A 22755-nucleotide genomic window follows, 5' to 3' on the forward strand; every position below is an offset into this window, starting at 1 on the left:
ATCGCGAGGATTTGCAACGCAGCAGACCGCCCGAGGCCGCGCCCACACACCCGCGCAGAGACTTTGAGCACGCTCTTAGAGGGTTATACAACGCGTCGAGTGATGCACACCGATATTTGATCTGGTGCGTTTGGTCTGGCGTGGACTGGACCGTATCATCAAAGCCAAGGCCCCATTTGAGGTTGCCATGACCGCTTTCAGCACATTGACTTGAAGCGGCAACCACGTTGATTGCTTGTTGAATGCGCCCGGTTTCGTCTTCCGCCTCTTGGCTTGATCGCCCAGCGCCGCACCGCTGGCTGCGCTCGCCGTTGCTGTGGCTGCTGGTTTGGGGCATGGTCGGGTTCGCCGGGCGCGTGGCCATATCGCCTGCCGTGATGTGGGATCAGGCCGAGCAGCTGGTGTGGAGCCAAGAACTTGCCTTGGGCTACGGCCCCCAGCCGCCGCTGTACACCTGGATTCAATGGGGCGTGAACCAGGTGTTTGGCCCCACGGCGCTGGCGCTGGCGCTGCTGAAATTCACGCTGATGGTGCTGACCTTCTGGTTCATGGCGCAGGCCGCGCGGCAATTGATGCCCGAGTCCACCGCCTGGCTGGTGGCCATCAGCCTGTGGTGGCTGCCGGGATTTGAATGGCAGGTGCTGCGCGATCTGACACACACGGTGCTGCTGACTTGCCTGGTGGCCGCCAGTTGGTGGTTGCTGCTGCGGCAAATCCGCCAGCCTGATCGCGCAGGATTTGTCTGGCTTGGTTTGGTGATGGGGCTGGGCATGCTGTCGAAATACAGCTATTTACTGGTCATCGTGGCGACGGTGGGTGCAGCGCTGTCACTGCCCGCGCCGCGCCGCGCCCTGCTCTCGCGCGGCTGGTGGCTGGCGCCACTGGTGGGTTTTCTGGTGGTGGCCCCACACGCCAGTTGGGTTTTGACGCACTGGCACGAAGCCAGCAGTGCCACGCTGGACAAGATGTATGGCGACCCTGAGGTCTCCACCCTGGCAGGCATGGTCAACGGCCTTTGGGACATCTTTCGCCTGAGCCTGGCCGGGGCAGTACCGTTTGCGTTGGTAGTGTGGTGGGCCTTTGGCAAGCGTGCCTGGCGCGATACGCACCCACCTGCCCCAAACGATGCGCCCGCATTGCCGTGGGCAGCGCCATTTTGGCGGCGCTACTTCGCCATCATTTATGTAGGCTTGCTGTCCATGGTTTTTTTGGTGGGCACCACCAACTTTGAAGGGCGCTGGCTGCACCCTTTGCTGTGCGTGGTGCCGCTGACCGCGTTCTCGCTACGCCCATGGCTGGGCCAGCAGCGCCGCGGCGTTCGGCGCAGCGCGGGAGCGGCGTTGCTGATGGCCGTCATTCTGTCGGTGGGCGTGCTGCTCGATTGCTGGGTGGATGCGCGCCTTCGCAACCGGGCTGACCGCTTCAACTGGGACATCGAAGGCATGGCCACCACCTTGCGTGCCGCAGGTTATGACGGCCAGGCCCCCATCGTGGCCAGTCACCACACAGGTGCGGGCAACCTGCGCATCGTTTTCCCCAAGGCCCAGGTCAGTTACTGCAACTTCATCCTGAGCACAGCTCCAGCCTGTGTGCGCACAGCGGTGGACAAAGCAGTGCAAGACGGCACGGGCGTGCTGGTGGTGGCGGTGGAACGCCCGGTACCCGACGCCTGGTGGGCAGGTGCCCAGACCATCGGTGCCAATGTCACCACCGTGCGGCAAACTGGTGTGCCGCTTCGCTGGGCGCGCGCAGACGCCGAACCGCTGACACTGCACTTCTACTGGCAACCGCCAGCGCGATGAACGCTTCGCCGAGCATCAAGACAGGCGCATCTTGGCGGGGGCACCTGAAATTCTCCGCCTGCTCCGCATAAAAAAACCGCAGCCTGTGCTGCGGGTTGTGAGGGTGCAGGTTTTTAGGCTTTAGTCTGCCGCCACTTCTTCTTCAGGTGCCGATGGCTCGACGCCTTTGGAGCGTTCTTTCTTGGGCAGCGGCGCGATGTCGAGCTGCACTTCATCCTTATCGTCCAGATCGACTTCCAGCCGACCGCCATCGGTCAGACGGCCAAACAGCAACTCGTCAGCCAGCGCCTTGCGGATGGTGTCCTGAATCAAGCGCTGCATAGGGCGCGCGCCCATCAGCGGATCAAAGCCTTTTTTGGCCAGCATTTTGCGCAGTGTGTCGGTGAAGGTGACTTCCACCTTCTTTTCAGCCAATTGCTGCTCAAGCTGAAGCAAGAACTTGTCGACCACACGCAGGATGACCTGCTCGTCCAGCGGCTTGAAGCTGACGATGGCGTCCAGCCGGTTGCGAAACTCGGGCGTGAACAGGCGCTTGATGTCGGCCATCTCGTCGCCCGCCTGGCGCGGGTTGGTGAAGCCAATGGTGGCCTTGTTCATGGTCTCGGCACCAGCATTGGTCGTCATGATGATGATGACGTTGCGAAAATCAGCCTTGCGCCCGTTGTTGTCGGTCAGCGTGCCATGGTCCATGACCTGCAACAGCACGTTGAAGATGTCGGGGTGGGCTTTTTCGATCTCGTCCAGCAACAACACGCAATGCGGCTTTTTGGTGACCGCCTCGGTCAGCAAACCGCCCTGGTCGAACCCCACGTAGCCTGGCGGCGCGCCAATCAGGCGGCTGACGGCATGGCGCTCCATGTATTCCGACATATCGAAGCGCGTCAGCTCCACCCCCATGATGTAGGCCAGTTGTTTGGCCGCTTCGGTTTTGCCGACACCTGTGGGGCCGCTGAACAAAAAGGAACCAATCGGCTTATCGCCCCGCCCCAGGCCAGAGCGCGCCATCTTGACGGCAGCGGCCAGTACTTCCAGCGCCTTGTCCTGGCCAAACACCACACTTTTCAGATCGCGCTCCAGCGTTTGCAGCTTGCTGCGGTCGTCGTTGCTGACGCTGGCGGGGGGAATGCGCGCGATCTTGGCCACGATTTCTTCAATCTCGTGCTTACCAATGGTTTTCTTGCGCTTGCTGGCCAAAGCGATGCGCTGGGCCGCGCCGGCTTCGTCGATCACATCGATGGCCTTGTCGGGCAAGTGCCGGTCGGTGATGTACTTGGCCGACAACTCTGCCGCCGCTTGCAGGGCGGCCAGACCGTACTTGACGCTGTGGTGTTCTTCAAAGCGGCTTTTCAGTCCCTTGAGAATGTCCACCGTTTCGGGCACGGTGGGTTCGACCACATCCACTTTTTGAAAGCGCCGCGACAGCGCCGCATCTTTTTCAAAAATACCGCGGTATTCGGTGAACGTGGTGGCCCCAATGCACTTGAGTTGACCGCTGGACAACGCGGGCTTGAGCAGGTTGGACGCATCCAGCGTGCCGCCCGAGGCCGCGCCCGCGCCAATCAAGGTGTGGATTTCATCGATGAACAAAATAGCACCGGACTTGTCTTTCAGCCCCTTGAGCACGCCTTTGAGCCGCTGCTCAAAATCGCCCCGGTACTTGGTGCCTGCCAGCAGCGCACCCATGTCCAGCGCATACACCACGGCGTCCGTCAGCACCTCGGGCACGTTGCCTTCAGTGATGCGCCAGGCCAGCCCCTCGGCGATGGCGGTTTTGCCCACACCGGCTTCGCCCACCAGCAAGGGGTTGTTCTTGCGCCTACGACACAGGATTTGAATGGTGCGCTCGACCTCGTAATCGCGCCCGATCAGCGGATCGATCTTGCCGTCTTTGGCGTTCTGATTGAGATTCACGGTGAACTGCTCCAGCGGCGAGGCTTTCTCGCTTTTTTCGCTGGCCTCAGCTTCGCCCCCCTCGCCTGCATTTGCGCCTTGCTGCTCTTGCGCCGACTTTGAAGCGTCGGGCGGATCGCTCTTGCGAATGCCGTGGGCGATGAAGTTCACCACGTCCAGGCGCGTCACGCCCTGCTGGTGCAGGTAGTACACGGCGTGCGAGTCCTTTTCGCCGAAGATGGCAACCAGCACGTTGGCACCCGTGACTTCCTTTTTGCCATTGCCGGTGCTCTGCACGTGCATGATGGCGCGCTGGATCACGCGCTGAAAGCCCAACGTGGGCTGCGTATCAACCTCATCGGTGCCTGCCACCTGGGGCGTGTTGTCTTTGATGAAGTGGGTCAGCGACTTGCGCAAATCATCAATATCGGCCGCGCAAGCGCGCAGCACCTCGGCCGCGCTGGGGTTGTCCAACAGCGCCAGCAGTAGGTGCTCGACGGTGATGAATTCGTGGCGCTGCTGTCTGGCCTCGACAAAGGCCATGTGCAGGCTGACTTCCAGTTCCTGGGCAATCATGTTGGTCCTTCCTTCATGCCATGGGCTTACAAAGGCCGCATGGCTTCAATCATCACATATGGGGCGAATTGGGGCGGTCTTCAATGCCCCGACTCAAAGCGTTTGAAACTGGTTTTTGCCTCATTCGGCTGGCTCACTCACGCATTGCAGCGGGTGGCCGGCCTGCTGGGCGGCATCCATCACCTGATCGATCTTGGTGACGGCCACATCGCGTGAATACACGCCGCAAACGGCTTTGCCATCGATGTGGATCTTGAGCATGATCTGCGTGGCCGTTTCGAGGTCTTTGCCAAAAAACTGCTGAATCACCACCACCACGAACTCCATCGGCGTGAAATCGTCGTTGAGCATGATCACCTGATGCATCTGCGGCGGTTTAACTTTAAGCGGCACCCGCTCAAGCACCACCTCACCGCCATCATCCGGCCGATGCACAGGCATGGCAGGGCCGCTGGGCTTGGATGGTAATTTGGGAGGTGAAGTTGCCATGAAATCCATTCTATCGACCTCTCATGTCTTGACGCCGCCGTTAACCAGCACGCACCGACATTCAGCCACCCAAAGCCTCATGCCGCCGACAGATTGACAAACACAAAACCTCGATTTGTTGACAAGCCCTGATCTCATGCCGCACACTCTGTCTAGCATTTGATGAGGAAATTGAATAAGGAGAGGTTCATGTCCAACGGTACGGTCAAGTGGTTCAACGATCTCAAAGGGTTCGGATTTATCCAGCCCGACGATGGTGGACCCGACGTGTTTGCGCATTTTTCAGCCATCGACATGGATGGCTTCAAAACACTGAAAGAAGGCGCACGCGTGAGCTATGAAGTGAATGAGGGGCCAAAAGGTCTACTGGCTTTGCACATCAAGGCCGCCACTGGCAGCAACCCAGGCGCTGAAGAGATGGCATCTGCCGCCCCGCAAGCCAGCGACCAGGCACCACTGGCGCACTGATCTTCAGGCAGTCTGAAACACGTACACCGCCTTCACCGCACAAAAAAGCCCGGAACGCCCGGGCTTTTTTGTGCACGTGACCGAACTCATGTGGCGCTTAAATTGCGGAACTCAAGCCCTGCGCAGCCACTTGGCCTGGCATTTACATCTGGGTAATCATTACCTGCCCAAAGCCTGAGCAGCTCACCTGCGTGGCACCGTCCATCAGGCGCGCAAAATCGTACGTCACCTTCTTGCTCTGGATGGCCGCCTCCATCGACGCGATGATTTTGTCCGCTGCTTCTGTCCAGCCCATGTGGCGCAGCATCATTTCAGCCGAAAGAATTTCAGAGCCGGGGTTGACGTAGTCCTTACCCGCATATTTGGGTGCGGTGCCGTGGGTGGCTTCAAAGCAGGCCACTGAATCACTCAAGTTAGCACCGGGAGCGATGCCAATGCCGCCGACCTGCGCGGCCAGCGCGTCAGAAATGTAGTCGCCATTCAGGTTCAAAGTGGCAATCACCGAATATTCGGCTGGGCGCAGCAGAATCTGCTGCAAAAAGGCGTCGGCAATCGAATCCTTGATGACGATGTCTTTGCCCGTCTTGGGATTTTTGAACTTGCACCACGGCCCGCCGTCCATCAGTTCGGCCCCAAACTCACGCTGCGCCAGCGCATAGCCCCAGTCGCGAAATCCCCCCTCGGTGTACTTCATGATGTTGCCCTTGTGCACCAGGGTCACGCTGGGTTTGTCGTTGTCGATAGCGTATTGAATGGCCTTGCGCACCAGGCGCTCAGTGCCCTCAATGGACACAGGTTTGACCCCAATGCCCGACGTTTGCGGAAAGCGAATTTTCTTCACCCCCATCTCGTCGGTCAAAAACCTGATCAACTGGCGTGCTTTGTCGCTTTGGGCTTCCCACTCGATGCCTGCGTAAATGTCTTCCGAGTTCTCTCGGAAGATCACCATATTGACCTTCTCCGGCGCTTTCAGCGGTGAGGGCACGCCCTTGAAATACTGCACCGGACGCAGGCACACGTACAAATCAAGCTCTTGCCGCAAAGCCACGTTCAGCGAACGGATGCCGCCGCCCACGGGCGTGGTCAGCGGTCCCTTGATCGATACCACGTAGTCCTTGAGCACCTGCAAAGTCTCTTCAGGCAACCATACATCTGGCCCGTAAATGCGGGTCGACTTTTCGCCCGCGTACACCTCCATCCAGTGAATCTTGCGTTGGCCGCCGTACGCCTTTTCCACCGCCGCATCCACCACCTTGATCATCACTGGTGTGATGTCCAAGCCCGTGCCGTCGCCTTCGATATAAGGCACGACAGGGTTGTCGGGCACACTCAACGAAAAATCGGGATTGACGGTGATCTTTTGACCACCCTCAGGCACTTTGATGTGCTGATACATGTGATGAGTCTCCGGTAATGACTGGGAAACCTGCGGCCATTGAACTCGGCCAACGAGCCTGCAGTGGGCCAATGATGAACTTTCATTCTAGCTTCGCACTTGGTACCGCACAGGCTCTAAGAGCGTGTTCACAGTCTCTGCGCGGGTGTGTGGGCGCGGCTCCGGGCGGTCTGCTGCGTTGCAAATCCTCGCGATACCGCCAGGTATCGCTGCGGTTTGAGCCTTGCAGCCCATCCCGATCCGCATCCCACACCCCTCACGCTGAGACTTTGAACACGCTCTAACGGAGACTACGTTGAGGCCACGCCATGGTCATACACTGCGTGGGCGACAATGCCTGCCATTGAGCGCCACCATCTTGTTCCGTCCGAATGAAAATCTTTCGCCGCACCCTCTTTGCCCTGGCCTGCGCCGCAGCCGCTCTGCCCGTGATGGCCCAACTCGCTTCCAGTGGTTTGCCTCAGCTCGATTTACAGCGCGTCGCCCTGAATGCAGGCATGCACCGCATCGAAGCGCAAGTGGCTGCCACCCCCGCACAGCGCCAGATAGGCTTGATGCACCGCCAAAACATGCTCGCGCACGAAGGCATGCTGTTCGTGTTTGAACAACCCGGCGTGCAGTGCTTTTGGATGAAGAACACCCTGATCCCGCTGACCGCCGCTTTCGTTGCCGATGACGGCACCATCGTCAATCTGGCCGACATGAAGCCGCTGGATGAAAGCAGCCACTGCTCTGCCAAGCCAGTGCGCTACGTGCTGGAAATGAACCAGGGCTGGTTTGCGCAACGCCACTTAAAGGCCGGGATCAAGCTGCAAGGGTCGATTTTTGGCGCTGCGCCATAAATCACTTTGACCTTGCCCTCGAAATGTGAATTCCATATCCGGAGTGAGAGAGGGAGTTACAACGCAAGTCAGCCTCCAGCGCCCAATCCCCCGCCACTTCATGGCCACAGACAGCCAGCAGCGCAGGAGTTCCAGGGGTGAGCGCGCGGCCATCCAGCGCCCAGCGGTGGCGCAGGGCAAATTCAAAGCCGGGGCGGGCTTGCCTGCAACCGATGTCCTGGGCCGTAAAGTCGGGCGCAAAGTCGTCGCAGGGCACGCCACCAACCAAAGAGCCGGCCACGGGCACCATGGCCCTGCCCTGCTCTGCCGGAAGGAAGTAGCCACGCACCAAACCGTCGGGTTGGCGCAGCACCAGCAGCTTCAGCTTCAAAGCCGCAGGCGCGCCCCTTGGCCGCACGGGTGCGTCCACGGTGATGAAGCTGCCGGGCAGCAGCTTGCTCACGCGCACGCTGGGCAACTCAGGCTCTTGTTGCGGGCCGCGCATGGCCTGCACGCCCACCCACAGCACGGCGGCCACGCCCGCCAGCGCCATGTCGCGCAGCAGCGCGGTGAGCACGGCGCGCTCGCCCCAGCGACTGTTGCGCTCTTCGATCGGTCGAAAATCAGTCAAAGCGCACGGTTTCAACACCCGCAGCGGTGCCCAGCAAGACGATTTGCGCCTTCTGGTGCGCAAACACGCCCACGGTAACCACGCCGGGCCATTGGTTGACGCCGTTTTCAAAGGCCAGCGGGTCGGTGATGTGCAGGCCGCGCACATCCAGAATGTGCTGGCCGTTGTCGGTCACCAGCGGCTGCCCGTCCTTCATTCGCAGCGTGGCCTGACCTCCCAGAGTGCTGAACTGGCGCACGATGCGCTGCGCGGCCATGGGAATCACCTCCACCGGCAGCGGAAACCGGCCCAGCACCGGCACGCGCTTGGATTCGTCGGCAATACAGACAAACTGGCGCGATTGCGCGGCCACAATCTTTTCGCGCGTGAGCGCGGCACCCCCGCCTTTGACCAAGCAGCCGCTGCCATCGATCTCGTCCGCACCGTCGATATAGACCGCGATCTCGCCCACCGCATTGCAGTCAAATACCGCAATGCCCAGCGCCCGCAATCTGGCGGTGGACGCCTCGGACGAGCTGACCGCGCCCGCAATACGATCCTTGATGCCAGCCAGCGCGTCGATGAAATGGTTCACCGTCGAGCCGGTGCCCACGCCCACGATCTCGCCCGCCACCACGTAATCCAGCGCCGCGCGGCCCACCATGGCTTTCAACTCGTCTTGGCGCATCTGCGTCATTTGCGACAATTCCTGCTCAAGTTTTCAATCGGCACACATTATTATCCAATGGCGTTGTTTCCCTACGGTCTGGCACGACCCTTTCTCTTTCACCTCGATCCTGAAGCAGCGCACGAGCACACCATCAACATGCTGGCCCACGGTGCAGGCACGCCACTGCAATGGGCGTGGCGCAATCCCTGCGTCAGTGACCCGCTGGAACTGGCGGGCCTGAAGCTGCCCAACCGCGTTGGTTTGGCCGCCGGGCTGGACAAAAACGCCCGCGCCATCGACGGCCTGGCCGCTATGGGTTTTGGCTTTGTCGAAGTGGGCACCGTCACCCCACTGGCGCAGCCCGGCAACCCAAAACCACGCATGTTTCGCCTGCCCGCACGCCAGGCATTGATCAACCGCATGGGTTTTAACAACGACGGGCTACCAGCATTCGTGAGTCACGTCAAAAACTCTCGTTTTTATAGCAAAAAACGATTGTCTGACGGGTATGAAAGCCCTGTTTTAGGCTTGAACATCGGCAAAAACGCCACCACCCCCATCGAGCGCGCCACCGATGATTACCTGTGTGCGCTGGCCGGTGTGTACCCCTATGCCGATTACGTCACGGTCAACATCTCCAGCCCCAACACCCAAAATCTGCGCGATCTGCAAAGCGACACTGCGCTTCATACCCTGCTTGCAGCCCTGAAGTCACGCCAGGCCGAATTGGCCGAACAGCACGGCAAGCAAGTGCCGCTATTTCTCAAGATCGCCCCCGACCTGAACGATGTGCAAATTCAGGCTATTGCCGACGCCCTGCATCAGCATGCCATTGAAGGCGTGATCGCTACCAACACCACTTTGTCGCGCGAGGCCGTGCAGGGCCTGCCGCATGCGAATGAGGCCGGTGGCCTGTCGGGTGCACCAGTGCGCGAAGCCAGCAATCGCGTGATCCGTGCGCTGCGCGCCGCGCTGGGCGCTGACTACCCCATCATCGGCGTGGGTGGTATTTTGAGCGGGGCCGACGCCGTGGCCAAAATCGAAGCCGGTGCCAACGCGGTGCAAATCTACACCGGCCTGATTTACCGTGGGCCTGCACTGGTGCACGAAGCGGCTGCGGCCTTGCGCGCAATGCGGCGATGATCCAGCCCTTTTACTCTCACCACATCACAACACCTGCACCCGCGCCAGATCGGGCCGCACCAGCCAGTCGGCAAACTCATCGGCCAACTGCTGCGCGGCACTGACGGCAGACGCCCAGGCGAGCACACGTTCAGGGTGGCTCAGGCGCTGAAAATCCGTGCGGTCAGGCAGCTTGCCACCGGGCAATGTGCGCACCCAGTCCGGGCTGGGTGCCAGCAGCAACATGGCGTCCAGCGCTGCCGTGGCGCGGTGGCGGCGACGCCACGGTTTGTCCAGCCAGCCGGGCACCACCGCCTGCTGAAAGTGCGGGTACAACACCAACGGTGATTTTTTTGAAGTGGTGTAGTGCAGGTGCAGGTGGTAATCGGTGATGCCACCATCCCAATACGCGCCCGGCGGCGCACCCGCAATGTCGTGCACCGCTTGCAACACGAACGGAATGGAGCCACTGGCTTGCAGTGCCAGATAAAAATTTTCAGCCGTGAGCAGCACCTGCCGCGTGAGGTAGTCCTGAGTGGCAAAAGGCAACGGTGCGGGTTGACCTGCCGTATCGGCGCGCGAAAACACCACCCGCTCCAGCCAGTGCCCCATGGCGCGTCGGCTGACGGCGTTGGTCAGCGCCGCGCCCAGATAGCCCACTGCCGTGCGCGCCCACCTTTCGCGCCCCAACAGCACGTGGCGGCCACGCGAAGCCAGCACATGCAGCCGATAGCGCCGGTGCGCCAGCAAAGCGGGCACCTGCCCCTCAAACATGGTGCGCAGATTTTGCGCGAAGGCGGCACTGACCTGCGCGGGCGCAGGCAGCTTGCGCCCTGGCGGCGCTGTCATGTCGCCGTGGATGTAGCCGATTTCCAGCGCCTGAAAAGCCGCCACCGGATCCGCCATGCACGCCGCGGCCATGCGCCAAGCGCCAATGCTGGCCCCCACCAGATCCACCGGTTGCGCGCTGCGCACCAGCCACTGGCCAAAAACAAAGCGGTCCAGCGGCCCCAAAATCAAGCCCTTGGGGCCACCGGCAGCGGCTGGAATAACCCCCACATCGGCCGGACGCAAACCGTGCTGCTCGATATGGCGACGTGCCAGCGAGCCAGCGTAAATGTTCAGGGCAGGCAAAGACATGGGCCGACAGCGTAGCAGGCTGCACCTGGCATGCACTGGCGCAAAAAAACCGGGTCAGGCCAAGCCTGAACCCGGTGTGCGCCCATAGCGTGCGTTAGGTACGCATCAATATTCCCAGAACATGCGTTGCAGCTCTTTGGTGCTGTTGGGTTTTGTGAGGGCCAGCATGGTCAGCAGGCGGGCTTTTTCGGGGCGCATGTCATGCGCCACCACCCAGTCGTGCTTGTCGTCAGGCTGCTCGGCATTGCGCAGCACAAAGCCATAAGGCACGCGCGCCGCACGCACCACCAGCAGGCCTTTGCTGCGCGCTGCTTGCAGCGCGGGCACCATGTGCTTGGCCACCGAGCCATTGCCCGTGCCCGCATGCACGATGGCCTTGGCACCACTGGCCACCAGCGCGTCCACCGGCACGCGCGAGACGTTGCCGTAGCCATAGACGATCGGCACGTCGGGCAGTTTGTCGATGCTGTCGATGTTGAATTCCGAGTTCATGGTGTGGCGCTTGATGGGCGCACGGAACCAGTAATTGCGCCCTTCCACCACCATGCCCAGCGGCCCCCACTGGCTGACGAAGGCGCTGGTCTTGATGTTGATGTCCTTGTTGACATCGCGCCCGCTTTGGATTTCGTCGTTCATGGTCACCAGCACCCCCTTGCCTTCGGCGTCCTGGGCAGCGGCCACGCTCACGGCGTCGGTCAGGTTCAGCGCGCCGTCGGCCGACAGCGCGGTGCCTGGCCGCATGGAACCTACCACCACAATGGGTTTGGCGGTGTGCACCGTCAGGCTCAAAAAATAAGCGGTTTCAGCCAGCGTGTCGGTGCCGTGGGTGATGACGATGCCGTCCACGTCGTCCTGTTTGGACAGCGCCGACACGCGTTTAGCCAGTTGCAGCAGGTGGTCGTTGGTAAAGCTTTCCGAGGCGATCTGGAACACCTGCTCGCCACGAACGTTGGCCACCTTGGACAGCTCAGGCAACCCCGCCAGCAGTTTGTCGACCGGCACCTTGGCGGCGCTGTAGGTGGCGCTGTTCATGGCCGAAGCACCAGCACCGGCAATGGTGCCGCCGGTGGCCAGCACCACCACGTTGCGCAGACCGGGGGTGGCCGCCGCAGCGGCAGGTGCCGCCGCAGCGGCTGTGGTCACGGGCGCTGCGGCGCTTTGCTGTGTGGGCGACTGCGCGCATGCGCCCAGCGACAGGCTGATGGCCAGAGCCAGCGCGCTCCAGCCACGGCCGGGACAATAAAAACGGGCGCTCAGAGAACGGGCGGTCAAAGTCATGTGAGGTACTCGAAGTTGTTGGGGGAGCCATCATAAAACTGACCGCCCGTTATCCCAAAGCGGGCAACCGAAAAACATCGCCAGGCCCTCTGCCTTTGCCCAACCCGCCGCCTGCCGCTGCCTACAATCCGGCGATGCCTGCCCACCATGAAAGACCACCCGTCGCCCCTTCGCCTTTGCTGGACGGGCTGAACCCCGAGCAGCGCGCCGCCGTCACCTTGCCGCCCGAGGCTGCGTTGATTCTGGCCGGGGCGGGTTCGGGCAAGACCCGCGTGCTCACCACCCGCATTGCCTGGCTGCTGCAAACCGGCCAAGTCTCGCCCGGCGGTGTGCTGGCGGTCACCTTTACCAACAAGGCCGCCAAGGAGATGACGGCGCGCCTGACCGCCATGCTGCCGCTGAACGTGCGCGGCATGTGGATCGGCACCTTCCACGGCCTGTGCAACCGCTTCTTGCGTGCGCATTACCAACTGGCGCAATTGCCGCAGGCGTTTCAGATTCTGGACGCGCAAGATCAACTGTCGGCCATCAAGCGCCTGGTCAAGCAACACGGCATCGACGATGAACGCTTTCCACCCAAGCAGTTGCAGTGGTTCATTGCGGGTTGCAAAGAAGATGGTCTGCGCCCGGCAGATGTCGAAGTGCGTGATGCCGACAGCCGAAAAAAAGCCGAGATCTACCAGCTTTATGACAACCAGTGCCAACGCGAAGGCGTGGTTGATTTTGGCGAGCTGATGCTGCGCAGCTACGAGCTGCTGCGCGATCACGAAGCGCTGCGCCTGCACTACCGGCGGCGCTTTCGCCACCTGTTGATCGACGAGTTTCAAGACACCAACCGGCTGCAATACGCATGGATCAAGCTGATTGCCGGTCTGCCCGCAGAAGGCAGCCTTGAAAACGGCCGCGGCGGTGCCGTCATGGCCGTGGGCGATGACGACCAGAGCATCTACGCCTTTCGCGGTGCGCGCGTGGGCAACATGGCCGACTTCGTGCGCGAATTTCAGGTGCGGCACCAAATCAAGCTGGAAGAAAACTACCGCAGCCACAGCCACATTCTGGATTCGGCCAACGCCCTTATTAGCCACAACCAGCGCCGCCTGGGCAAAAACCTGCGCACCGCCCAAGGCGCGGGCGAACCCGTCAAGGTGCTGGAAGCACCCACCGACTTCGCCGAGGCCGAATGGGTGGTCGATGAGCTGCGTCAGCTCGTCAAAGGCGATGGGCTGGAGCGCAGCCAGATCGCCGTGCTGTACCGCAGCAATGCACAAAGCCGGGTAATTGAAACGCAATTGTTCAATGCCGGCGTGCCTTACCGCGTGTACGGCGGACTGCGCTTTTTTGAACGCGCCGAAATCAAGCACGCCCTGGCCTATCTGCGCCTGCTGGAAAACCCACGCGACGACACCAGTTTTTTGCGCGTAATCAACTTTCCGCCGCGCGGCATTGGCGCACGCAGCCTTGAACATTTACAAGACGCCGCCCGCGCCGCCGATGTGGCCCTGGTCGATGCCGTGCCGCATGTGGCAGGCAAGGCGGGTGCCAATCTGGCCGCCTTTGTGGCCAGCATCGACGTGCTGCGCGAGCAAACCGAAGGCAAGACGTTGCGCGACATCATCGAGCTGATGCTGGATGCCAGCGGCCTGATCGAGCACTACCGCAGCGAGCGCGAAGGCGCTGACCGCATCGAAAACCTGCAAGAGCTGGCCAGCGCCGCCGAAAGCTTTGTCACCCAGGAAGGCTTTGGCCGCGACGCCGTGGCCTTGCCGGTGGACGAAACCGCTGCACTTGCACAAAGCCCGGTCAGTCAGGGCCTGGAGCCGAACGCGCCCTTGGTGGATGAGCCGCTGCAAGTCGATGCCCAGACCGGCGAAACCCTCAGCCCGCTGGCGGCCTTTCTGACCCACGCCGCACTGGAAGCGGGCGACAACCAGGCCCAGGCCGGACAAGACGCCGTGCAGTTGATGACCGTGCACGCCAGCAAGGGGCTGGAGTTTGACGCGGTGTTCATCACTGGGTTGGAAGAAGGCTTGTTCCCGCACGAAAACGCCCTGTCCGACCACGATGGTCTGGAAGAAGAACGCCGCCTGATGTATGTGGCCATTACCCGCGCGCGCCAGCGCCTGTATTTAAGCCATGCGCAAACCCGCATGCTGCACGGACAAACACGCTACCACGTGCGCAGCCGCTTTCTGGAAGAGCTGCCTGAAGGCGCATTGAAATGGCTCAGCCCACGCCACACAGGCTTTGGGCAATTGTCCGCCCCCACCTCGGCCGCCCGGCTGCAACCGGCCTGGGGGCGCAGCGCCATCTATCCCGAGATGGTGCGCACGCCCCCCGCCGCAACGCCCAGAAAAGAACCCGCACACGGCATCGCCGTGAACGCGCAGGTGTTTCATAACAAGTTTGGCGAAGGGCGCGTGCTGGCCGTGGAAGGCAGCGGCGACGATGCGCGCGCGCAAGTGCACTTTCCGCGCCACGGCACCAAATGGCTGGCGCTGGCCGTGGCCAAGCTCACGGTGGTTTGAGCAGCGGCGCGTCCAACATTGATCTTTGCCATCCTATTGATGGCGCACAAAGGATGGCGCACAAGGTATATCTGGCAAACGCTAAAGACCAGCCAGACCTTTGAAACTCGATGGCCCATAGCCCGCCCCTTCAAAGCTGTCTTTGAAGGTGAACCACAGCGAGGCATAGAACGCTGTACCGATCAGCAGCGCCAGCGGCAGCATGCCGTTGAGCGCCAGACCCAGGTTGCCGAACAGGCCCGCCAGCGACATCAGCAGCAGCCAGCCCGCAAAGGTCAGCCCCACCCATCCGATGCCATACATCAAAAAGGCCGAGGCGTTGCGCAGCACGGCCACGGCACTGAAAAACAGGCTTTTGCCCACCGACACGCCATGCCAGTGCACCAGCGCAGGCGCGTGCCACAACAGCACCGATACCGGCACGTAAAGCAAGGTGGACCACACCATGCGCTGGAGAGCCGCCCGCGCTGCTGGTTGCAGGGCCGGATCGGCCATCAGCTCAGGCGTGATGCGCCCTTCGTATTTGGTCAGCAACTGCGTCAGTTGGCCGTCGTCCATCGCCATGGAAAACAAAGCAATCAACACCACTGCACCGGCATAAATGGCCCCCAGCACCAGCATGGCGCGCGTCTGGCGGGCCGATTGCTGAAAGGCCACCAGCAAGGTTTTGGGCATGGGAAAGCGGCCTTGGCTGGCCTGCTCAGACGCGCTCATCAGCGCCACCGTGGCCGCTGGCACCACCAGCAGCGCCAGCGCAGTGCCCACCACCGGAATCACCGCCAGCACCACAGTGGCGGCAATCACCATGAAAAACAGGCCACTCAAGGCCAATGGCGCGCGCATCAACACACGCAAGCCTTCGCGCACCCATTGCAGGCCCGTGCGGGCGGGGACGATGCGCAGCTTCATGCAGGCACGGTGTGCAGCGCGTGCATCACATTTAAAGGCGCGGCGATGCGCTGGCGCAGCACGCGCTCGAAGTGGGTGGGATCGTGCGGCACCAGCATGCTGGCCTCGCGCGGCAAGTGCCAGTCCCACAGCCGCGACAGCCAGAACCTGAACGCGCCCGCGCGCAGCATGGCAGGCAGCAAGCGGCGCTCGGCATCAGTGAAGGGGCGCACAGCCTGGTACGCATCCAGCAGCGCTTGGGTGCGTGCGGCATCGGCCTGCCCGCTGCGCCAGTCAATGGCCCAGTCGTTCAGGGCCACCGCCAGATCGAACAGCCACGTGTCGACACCGGCAAAGTAAAAATCAAAAAAGCCCGACAGCTCAGGCTGCTGCGGCGTGCCGACAAACATCACGTTGTCGCGAAACAAATCAGCATGCACCGCACCGCGTGGCAAAGCGGCATAGGCGGCGCTGGCCGCCGTGTGGTTTTGAAACGCCAGCTCAGCCGTCAGCAACGCGGCCTGTTCGCTCGACAGATGAGGCAGCACCTGGGGCACTGTCTCGTTCCACCAGGCCAGCCCGCGCAAATTGGGCTGGTGCAAGGCGTAGTCGCGCGCGGCCAGGTGTGCGCGCGCCAGCGTCTGACCCACCGCCGCGCAGTGCGCCGCACCGGGTGCCAGCACGCTTTGGCCGCACAAGCGGTTGACCACGGCGGCGGGTTTGCCGCACAGGGTGTGCAAAATGTCGTCTTCACCTGGGTCGACGCGAATGCCTTCGGCCTTGGCCTGCGGATCGGGCACTGGCACGCCGTGCTGGGCCAGGTGCTTCATCAGGTGCAGGTAAAACGGCAATTGCGCGTGCGTCAGGCGCTCAAACAGCGTCAACACCCACTCACCCTGATCGGTGGTGGCAAAGTAGTTGGTATTTTCAATGCCGCCTTCAATGCCACGCAAATCGGTCAGTGCGCCCAGGCCCAACGTGCCGAGCAGCTTCGCGGCTTCGTCGAAGCCGACTTCGGTGTACACCGCCATGATTGAAAAAATTAAAAGCTGAGGACTTTCCAGGTGCGCTGGCCCGCGCCGCCGGGCACGCCTTCAGGCACTTGCGGGCGCGTCATGTCCACCGGCTGTACGTCGTAGGCCGGTACGTTGGCCTTGGGCTTGACGGTGATGCTGTCGGTTTCGCCGCCCGAGCGCACTTCGTCCACCTGCACACGGTCATCTTCGATGTGGATGCGCTCGATCTTCTGCGTACTGCCGTCCAGCCTGGTTTCTTCCCGCATGATCGCGCCGCCACCGGAAGGCGCTGCGGCTGGCACCGCAGCGGGCGCGTCAACCGGTGTCACAGCGGGTACTGCGGGCGTCACCGCAGAAGACTGGGCCATGATCGACACGCTGACGCCCAGCCCCATGGCTGCCAGCAAAACACGAGGAAAAACGCGAGGGAAAAGATGTGCACGCATAAGCGCATTCTAGTGCGCCGCCCCGAAAACAGACACAGAAAACAGCCTGCCTGTAACAAGATGGCTGACGGCGCATGGCGCAGCCCCTGTCGTCATCCGACTGTCCCGTGGCGTGCACAACCGTGACGTGCACAATGGCCGCCATGACCAACACTCCCCCTGACCAGCCCTCCACCTCCACAGGCAGCACCCGCCCCACTTTGCTGCTGGTGGACGGCTCCAGCTATCTGTACCGCGCATTTCATGCCATGCCCGATTTGCGCGCCGACCCGGCCGACCCCGCCAGCCAGCCCACCGGGGCCATTCGCGGCATGATCAACATGCTGACCGCACTGCGTAAAGACTATCCCGACGCGCCCTATATCGCCTGCGTGTTCGACGCCTCTGGCCCCACCTTCCGCGACGACATTTACCCCGAATACAAGGCCAACCGCGCCCCCATGCCGGATGATTTGCGCAGCCAGATTGCCCCCATCCACGAAGTGGTGGCCCTGCTGGGCTGGAAAGTGCTGTCGGTGCCCGGCGTGGAGGCCGACGACGTGATTGGCACGCTGGCGCACACTGGCGCAGCGCAGGGGCTGAACGTGGTCATTTCCAGCGGCGACAAGGACTTGGCGCAACTGGTCACGCCACACATCAGCATCATCGACCCCATGAGTGGCAAGCGCCGCGACCTGACAGGCGTGCAGGCCGAATTTGGCGTCACCGCCGCGCAAATGCTGGACTACCAGACCTTGATGGGCGACGCCGTGGACAACGTGCCCGGCGTGGAAAAAGTCGGCCCCAAAACCGCCGCCAAGTGGTTGAACGAACATGGCACGCTGGACGCCATCGTCGCCCAGGCCGATCAGATCAAAGGCGTAGCGGGTCAAAACCTGCGCAAAGCCTTGCCCTGGCTGGCCACCGGGCGCGACTTGTTGCGCATCCGCACCGATTGTGATTTGGCGGCGCACATGGAAGGCTTTCCCGCTCTTGATTCAATAGCTGTTCGCGCAACTGACAACAGCGCTGCAGCCAATTTTTATCAAAAATTCGGTTTCAAAACACTGGCCAAATCACTGGCGGGCGAAGGCGCAACACCAGCCCAATCAAAAGCCGCGCCTGCCGCTTCAGGCGCGCTGTTTGACGACACCCCGGTCGCTTCGCACGCCGGTGCGCGGCGGGACTACGACACCATCCTTGACTGGGCCGCTTTTGACCGCTGGCTGGCGCGCATCCAGGCTGCCGAGCTGACCGCGCTGGACACCGAAACCACCTCACTCGACGAGATGCAGGCGCGCTTAGTCGGCATCTCGTTCAGCATCCAGCCGGGCCAAGCGGCTTACCTGCCGCTGGCGCACGAAGGGCCTGATGCGCCCACCCAACTGCCGCTCGATGAAGTGCTGGCGCGGCTCAAGCCCTGGCTGGAAGACGCCGCCCAACCCAAGCTGGGCCAGCACATCAAGTACGACCGCCACGTGTTCGCCAACCACGGCGTGCAAGTGGCGGGCTACGTGCACGACACCCTGCTGCAAAGCTACGTGCTGGAAGTGCACCGCCCGCACGGGCTGGCCAGCCTGGCCGAGCGCCACCTGGGCCGCAGCGGCGTCAGCTACGAAGACCTGTGCGGCAAAGGCGTACACCAGATTCCATTTGCGCAGGTGCCGCTGGACAAGGCCGCTTTCTACGCCTGCGAAGACGCCGACCAGACGCTGGACGTGCACCTGGCCCTATGGCCACGCATCCAGGCCGACACCGGCTTGGCCTGCATCTACGCGCTGGAAATTGCCACCAGCGAAGTGCTGTTTGCCATTGAACGCCACGGCGTGCTGATCGACACGCCCGCGCTGGCCGCACAAAGCCATGCGCTGGGCCAGCGCATTCTGGCGCTGGAACAAGAGGCGCACGATCTGGCGGGCCAGCCCTTCAACCTGGGTTCACCCAAGCAAATTGGTGAAATATTCTTTGCCAAGCTGGGCCTGCCCGTGGTCAAAAAAACCGCCACCGGCAAGCCCAGCACCGACGAAGAAGTGCTGGAAAAGCTGGCCGAAGACTACCCCCTGCCCGCCCGCATTCTGGAGCACCGCGGCCTGGCCAAACTCAAAAGCACCTACACCGACAAGCTGCCGCACATGGTCAACCCTGTCACGCGCCGCGTGCACACGCACTACGCGCAAGCCGTGGCGGTAACGGGGCGGCTGGCCAGCAACGACCCCAATTTGCAAAACATTCCCATCCGCACCGCCGAAGGCCGTCGCGTGCGCGAGGCCTTCATCGCCCCACCGGGCCAGTTGATCGTCAGCGCCGACTACAGCCAGATCGAGCTGCGCATCATGGCCCACCTGTCGGGCGATGCCGCGCTGCTCAAAGCCTTTACCGACGGGCAGGACGTGCACCGCGCCACCGCCGCCGAGGTGTTTGGCGTGGCCCCCGATCAAGTCAGCAGCGAGCAGCGCCGCTACGCCAAGGTGATCAACTTTGGCCTGATCTACGGCATGAGTGCCTTTGGCCTGGCGCGCAATTTAGGGATAGACAACACAGCGGCCAAAAACTACATCCAGCGCTACTTCGAGCGTTACCCCGGCGTCAAGCAGTACATGGACGACACGCGTGAAGCAGCCAAAAGCAAAGGCTACGTTGAAACCGTGTTTGGCCGTCGCCTGGTGCTGCCCGAAATCAACAGCCCCAACGGCCCGCGCCGCGCGGGGGCCGAACGCGCCGCCATCAACGCGCCCATGCAGGGCACCGCCGCCGACCTCATCAAGATGAGCATGCTGGCCGTGCAACAAGCCATTACCGCGCAGCAGCGCGCCAGCCGCATGGTCATGCAGGTGCACGACGAGCTGGTGCTGGAAGTGCCCACAGCCGAGCTGGACTGGGTGCGCACCGAAGTGCCGCGACTGATGGCGGGCGTGGCCGAGCTTAAAGTGCCGCTGCTGGCCGAGGTGGGCGCAGGGCCTAATTGGGAGCAGGCCCACTGACGGGCAGCAGCTCCAGCGTTTTCCTGCCGCTTCATAAAACCTATCAAATCTGCCGCTTTGTGCCTGCACCCATCAGGCGTACAGCTTCTGTCATCTCCACCCATGCGCCCTACCCATGAAAGCATTCTTCTTTGAGCATTACGGCAAACACAGTCCACTGCGCTTTGGCGATCGCCCAGAGCCAGCCATGGGCGACAACGATGTACTGATCGACGTTCACGCCGCCAGCTTGAACCAGCTCGATGCGAAGATCAAATCTGGTGCGTTCAAGATGATCTTCCCTCACGCCATGCCGCTCATTCTGGGTCAGGACATGGCGGGCGTGGTGCTCAAAACTGGCGCGCGCGTCACCCAGTTTCAGCCCGGCGATGCGGTGTACGGCTGCCTGCCGCCCAGCCGCATGGGCACGTTCGCCGAGCGCGTTGTGGCAGACGCCCGCTATCTGGCGCGAAAACCTCAAAACCTCAGCATGGAAGAAGCGGCCTCGCTTCCGCTGGTGGCACTGACCGCCTGGCAGGCATTCAACGCGATCGCCAAGGTGCAGCCCGGCCAGCGCGTGTTCATCCAGGCCGGATCGGGCGGCGTGGGCACGGTGGCCATACAACTGGCCAAGCACCTGGGTGCCAGCGTGGCCACCACCGCGGGGGCGGCCAGCTCTGAGAAGCTGATGCGGCTGGGTGCCGATGCCGTTTTTGATTACCGCAAAGATGACTTTTCTGCCACCCTGAAAGACTACGACGTCGCCCTGATGAGCCAAGACGCCGCTTCGCTGGCGCAATCGCTGTCCATCTTGAAGCGCGGCGGCACGGCCATTTCCATCTCTGGCCCGCCCGATCCGGCCTTTGCGCGCCAGGCCGGGTTGAACCCATTTTTGCAATTCATCATGTGGGCGCGGAGCTACCGGGTACGCGCTGGCGCGCGGCGCGCGGGCCTTGAATACACCTTTTTGTTCATGCAGCCGCAGGGCGATCAACTGCGGCAACTCACCGCCCTGATCGAAAGCGGCGCGATACACCCCGTGATCGACAAGGTGTTCCCGTTTGATCAGACCGCCGAAGCCATGGCCTATCTGGAAACAGGCCGCGCCAAGGGCAAAGTGGTGGTGAAAATTCGCTGAAAACATACCCCGCTTGCTGACACTAAAATCAACCACCGGGCCCAAGATTTTCTGGCCCGGTTTTTTGTGTCCGCTGCACCGTGCACGCCAAACCGGCATCCAGGCCAAGCGCCTTGTCCTCAAATCCTTGAACCTAGTGTCCTGAATTGCAAATTCGTTGAAAAAATCCACCGAAAATCGGGCACCATGCGGCGTTGCAAAGCCTCGTGATACCGCCCGGTATCGTTGCGTTTTGCGCCTTGCCTGGTGCCGATTTCGGCAGATTTTTCATTTCAACGCACTTACAACTCAGGACACTAGATCCAGCAGTTGACCGCTTGTGTCTATCTTGAAAGCCGCATGAATACACAACTTTTTGCCTTTTCCCAAGCTCACCTTGGAAGTCAAGGCGTACCGCACCCACTGGCACTGCACTCGGCGCGCCATGCGGCGTTGCCTGGCACGCCGATCACAGCACCATCGGGCGCGTCCAACTGCCGGATCTAGGTTGAATGGAGCTTGGCCTCGCATGGAAATCTTCGACTACGACCAAGTGCTGCTGCTGCCACGCCAATGCCGCGTGCAAAGCCGCAGCGAATGCGACACCAGCATCCAGTTCGGCCCTCGGCGTTTCAAGTTGCCCGTCGTGCCTTCCAACATGAAGACAGTGGTGGACGAGCCAATCTGCGCCTGGCTGGCCGAGCACGGTTTCTTCTACGTCATGCACCGGTTCGATCTGGACAACGTGGCCTTTGTGCGCGCCATGCAGGCCAAGGGGCTGTACGCGTCGATCTCGCTGGGCGTCAAGGCCCACGACGCAGCCACCGTGGACACGCTGGCCGCCCAAGGGCTGGTGCCGGAATACATCACCATCGACATCGCCCACGGCCACGCCGACACGGTGCGGGCCATGATCGCCCACATCAAGGCCAGGCTGCCCGGCAGCTTTGTGATTGCCGGCAACGTGGCCACACCCGAGGCGGTGATCGATCTGGAAAACTGGGGGGCCGACGCCACCAAGGTTGGCGTGGGCCCGGGCAAGGTGTGCATCACCAAGCTCAAAACCGGCTTTGGCACTGGCGGCTGGCAACTCAGCGCGCTGAAGTGGTGCTCGCGCGTGGCCACCAAGCCCATCGTTGCCGACGGCGGTATCCGCAGCCACGGCGACATCGCCAAGAGCATCCGCTTTGGGGCCACCCTGGTGATGATCGGCTCGCTGTTCGCGGGCCATGAAGAATCGCCTGGCCGCACGGTGGAAGTCGATGGCGAGCGCTTCAAAGAGTATTACGGCTCGGCCAGCGACTTCAACAAGGGCGAGTACCGCCACGTCGAAGGCAAGCGCATTCTGGAGCCAATCAAAGGCAGGCTGGCCGACACCCTGGCCGAAATGACGCAGGACGTGCAAAGCTCCATCAGCTACGCCGGGGGCACACAACTGCTGGACATCCGCCGCGTGAACTACGTCATTCTGGGCGGCGACAACGCGGGCGAGCATTTGTTGATGTAAGTATTTTATATAAGAAAACAGCCTCTGGCGCTTGCTGCACTTGCGTCAACAGCTA

At 61.9% G+C, this 22755-nt stretch carries 17 protein-coding genes and 1 pseudogene; 8 read left to right on the forward strand and 10 right to left on the reverse strand.

Going from position 1 to position 22755, the window contains the following annotated elements:
- Positions 1-242 precede the first annotated feature (242 nt).
- The gene (locus tag ACK5NW_RS10040) at positions 243-1802 is read left to right on the forward strand and encodes an ArnT family glycosyltransferase (RefSeq protein ID WP_416927605.1); all 1560 of its coding nucleotides are present in this window, start codon (positions 243-245) and stop codon (positions 1800-1802) included.
- 120 nt (positions 1803-1922) lie between these two features.
- On the opposite strand, the gene clpA is transcribed toward ACK5NW_RS10040, so the two are convergent.
- Positions 1923-4268, reverse strand: a complete 2346-nt coding sequence (gene clpA, locus ACK5NW_RS10045) for an ATP-dependent Clp protease ATP-binding subunit ClpA (protein WP_416927607.1) — start codon at positions 4266-4268, stop codon at positions 1923-1925.
- Between the two features lie 120 nt (positions 4269-4388).
- A complete protein-coding gene (gene clpS, locus ACK5NW_RS10050) occupies positions 4389-4766 on the reverse strand; it encodes an ATP-dependent Clp protease adapter ClpS (protein WP_416927609.1) in 378 nt (125 codons plus the stop codon).
- A gap of 180 nt (positions 4767-4946) precedes the next feature.
- On the opposite strand from clpS, the pseudogene ACK5NW_RS10055 reads away from it, so the two are divergent.
- Positions 4947-5147: pseudogene (locus ACK5NW_RS10055) on the forward strand (cold-shock protein); the annotation flags it as partial.
- A 220-nt stretch (positions 5148-5367) separates the two neighbouring features.
- Here the strand turns inward: ACK5NW_RS10055 and icd are convergent.
- Positions 5368-6621: an NADP-dependent isocitrate dehydrogenase gene (icd, locus tag ACK5NW_RS10060; RefSeq protein WP_416927611.1), complete on the reverse strand. Its 1254-nt coding sequence runs from the start codon at positions 6619-6621 to the stop codon at positions 5368-5370.
- Between the two features lie 371 nt (positions 6622-6992).
- On the opposite strand from icd, the gene ACK5NW_RS10065 reads away from it, so the two are divergent.
- Positions 6993-7463 (forward strand): DUF192 domain-containing protein, encoded by a 471-nt coding sequence (locus ACK5NW_RS10065; protein WP_416927613.1) that lies wholly within the window; start codon positions 6993-6995, stop codon positions 7461-7463.
- A 1-nt stretch (position 7464) separates the two neighbouring features.
- Here ACK5NW_RS10065 and ACK5NW_RS10070 read toward each other — a convergent pair whose 3' ends face one another.
- Positions 7465-8073: a hypothetical protein gene (locus tag ACK5NW_RS10070; RefSeq protein WP_416927615.1), complete on the reverse strand. Its 609-nt coding sequence runs from the start codon at positions 8071-8073 to the stop codon at positions 7465-7467.
- Positions 8066-8740, reverse strand: a complete 675-nt coding sequence (rpiA, locus tag ACK5NW_RS10075) for a ribose-5-phosphate isomerase RpiA (RefSeq protein WP_416927639.1) — start codon at positions 8738-8740, stop codon at positions 8066-8068. The genes ACK5NW_RS10070 and rpiA overlap by 8 nt, the downstream gene beginning before the upstream one ends.
- Before the next feature lie 57 nt (positions 8741-8797).
- On the opposite strand from rpiA, the gene ACK5NW_RS10080 reads away from it, so the two are divergent.
- Complete coding sequence (locus tag ACK5NW_RS10080) at positions 8798-9865, forward strand: quinone-dependent dihydroorotate dehydrogenase (protein ID WP_416927617.1); 1068 nt, start codon at positions 8798-8800, stop codon at positions 9863-9865.
- Positions 9866-9889: 24 nt separating this feature from the next.
- Here the strand turns inward: ACK5NW_RS10080 and ACK5NW_RS10085 are convergent, their stop codons facing one another.
- On the reverse strand, positions 9890-10978 hold the full coding sequence (locus tag ACK5NW_RS10085; RefSeq protein ID WP_416927641.1) for a phospholipase: 1089 nt from the start codon (positions 10976-10978) through the stop codon (positions 9890-9892).
- A gap of 111 nt (positions 10979-11089) precedes the next feature.
- Positions 11090-12262 (reverse strand): asparaginase, encoded by a 1173-nt coding sequence (locus tag ACK5NW_RS10090; protein WP_416927619.1) that lies wholly within the window; start codon positions 12260-12262, stop codon positions 11090-11092.
- Positions 12263-12396: 134 nt separating this feature from the next.
- On the opposite strand from ACK5NW_RS10090, the gene ACK5NW_RS10095 reads away from it, so the two are divergent.
- Positions 12397-14787, forward strand: a complete 2391-nt coding sequence (locus ACK5NW_RS10095) for a UvrD-helicase domain-containing protein (protein ID WP_416927621.1) — start codon at positions 12397-12399, stop codon at positions 14785-14787.
- Positions 14788-14868: 81 nt separating this feature from the next.
- Here the strand turns inward: ACK5NW_RS10095 and ACK5NW_RS10100 are convergent, their stop codons facing one another.
- The 3 genes from ACK5NW_RS10100 to ACK5NW_RS10110 are packed head-to-tail and all read right to left on the reverse strand — an operon-like array spanning position 14869 to position 17137.
- Positions 14869-15696: a BPSS1780 family membrane protein gene (locus ACK5NW_RS10100; protein WP_416927623.1), complete on the reverse strand. Its 828-nt coding sequence runs from the start codon at positions 15694-15696 to the stop codon at positions 14869-14871.
- On the reverse strand, positions 15693-16706 hold the full coding sequence (locus ACK5NW_RS10105; protein WP_416927625.1) for a homoserine kinase: 1014 nt from the start codon (positions 16704-16706) through the stop codon (positions 15693-15695). Before ACK5NW_RS10105 ends, ACK5NW_RS10100 begins: the two co-directional genes overlap by 4 nt.
- Positions 16707-16717: 11 nt before the next feature.
- Positions 16718-17137 carry a hypothetical protein gene (locus tag ACK5NW_RS10110; protein ID WP_416927627.1) on the reverse strand — a complete coding sequence of 140 codons (420 nt, stop codon included), beginning with the start codon at positions 17135-17137 and terminating at the stop codon, positions 16718-16720.
- A gap of 143 nt (positions 17138-17280) precedes the next feature.
- On the opposite strand from ACK5NW_RS10110, the gene polA reads away from it, so the two are divergent.
- The 3 genes from polA to ACK5NW_RS10125 all read left to right on the forward strand — a co-directional run bounded on the left by polA (position 17281) and on the right by ACK5NW_RS10125 (position 22700).
- Complete coding sequence (gene polA, locus ACK5NW_RS10115; RefSeq protein ID WP_416927629.1) at positions 17281-20097, forward strand: DNA polymerase I; 2817 nt, start codon at positions 17281-17283, stop codon at positions 20095-20097.
- Between the two features lie 115 nt (positions 20098-20212).
- The gene (locus tag ACK5NW_RS10120) at positions 20213-21214 is read left to right on the forward strand and encodes an NADP-dependent oxidoreductase (protein WP_416927631.1); all 1002 of its coding nucleotides are present in this window, start codon (positions 20213-20215) and stop codon (positions 21212-21214) included.
- Positions 21215-21722: 508 nt separating this feature from the next.
- Positions 21723-22700, forward strand: a complete 978-nt coding sequence (locus ACK5NW_RS10125; protein ID WP_416927633.1) for a GMP reductase — start codon at positions 21723-21725, stop codon at positions 22698-22700.
- The last annotated feature ends 55 nt before the right edge of the window (positions 22701-22755 follow it).

This window comes from Ottowia sp. (assembly GCF_047975795.1).
Taxonomy (GTDB): Bacteria; Pseudomonadota; Gammaproteobacteria; order Burkholderiales; family Burkholderiaceae_C; genus Ottowia.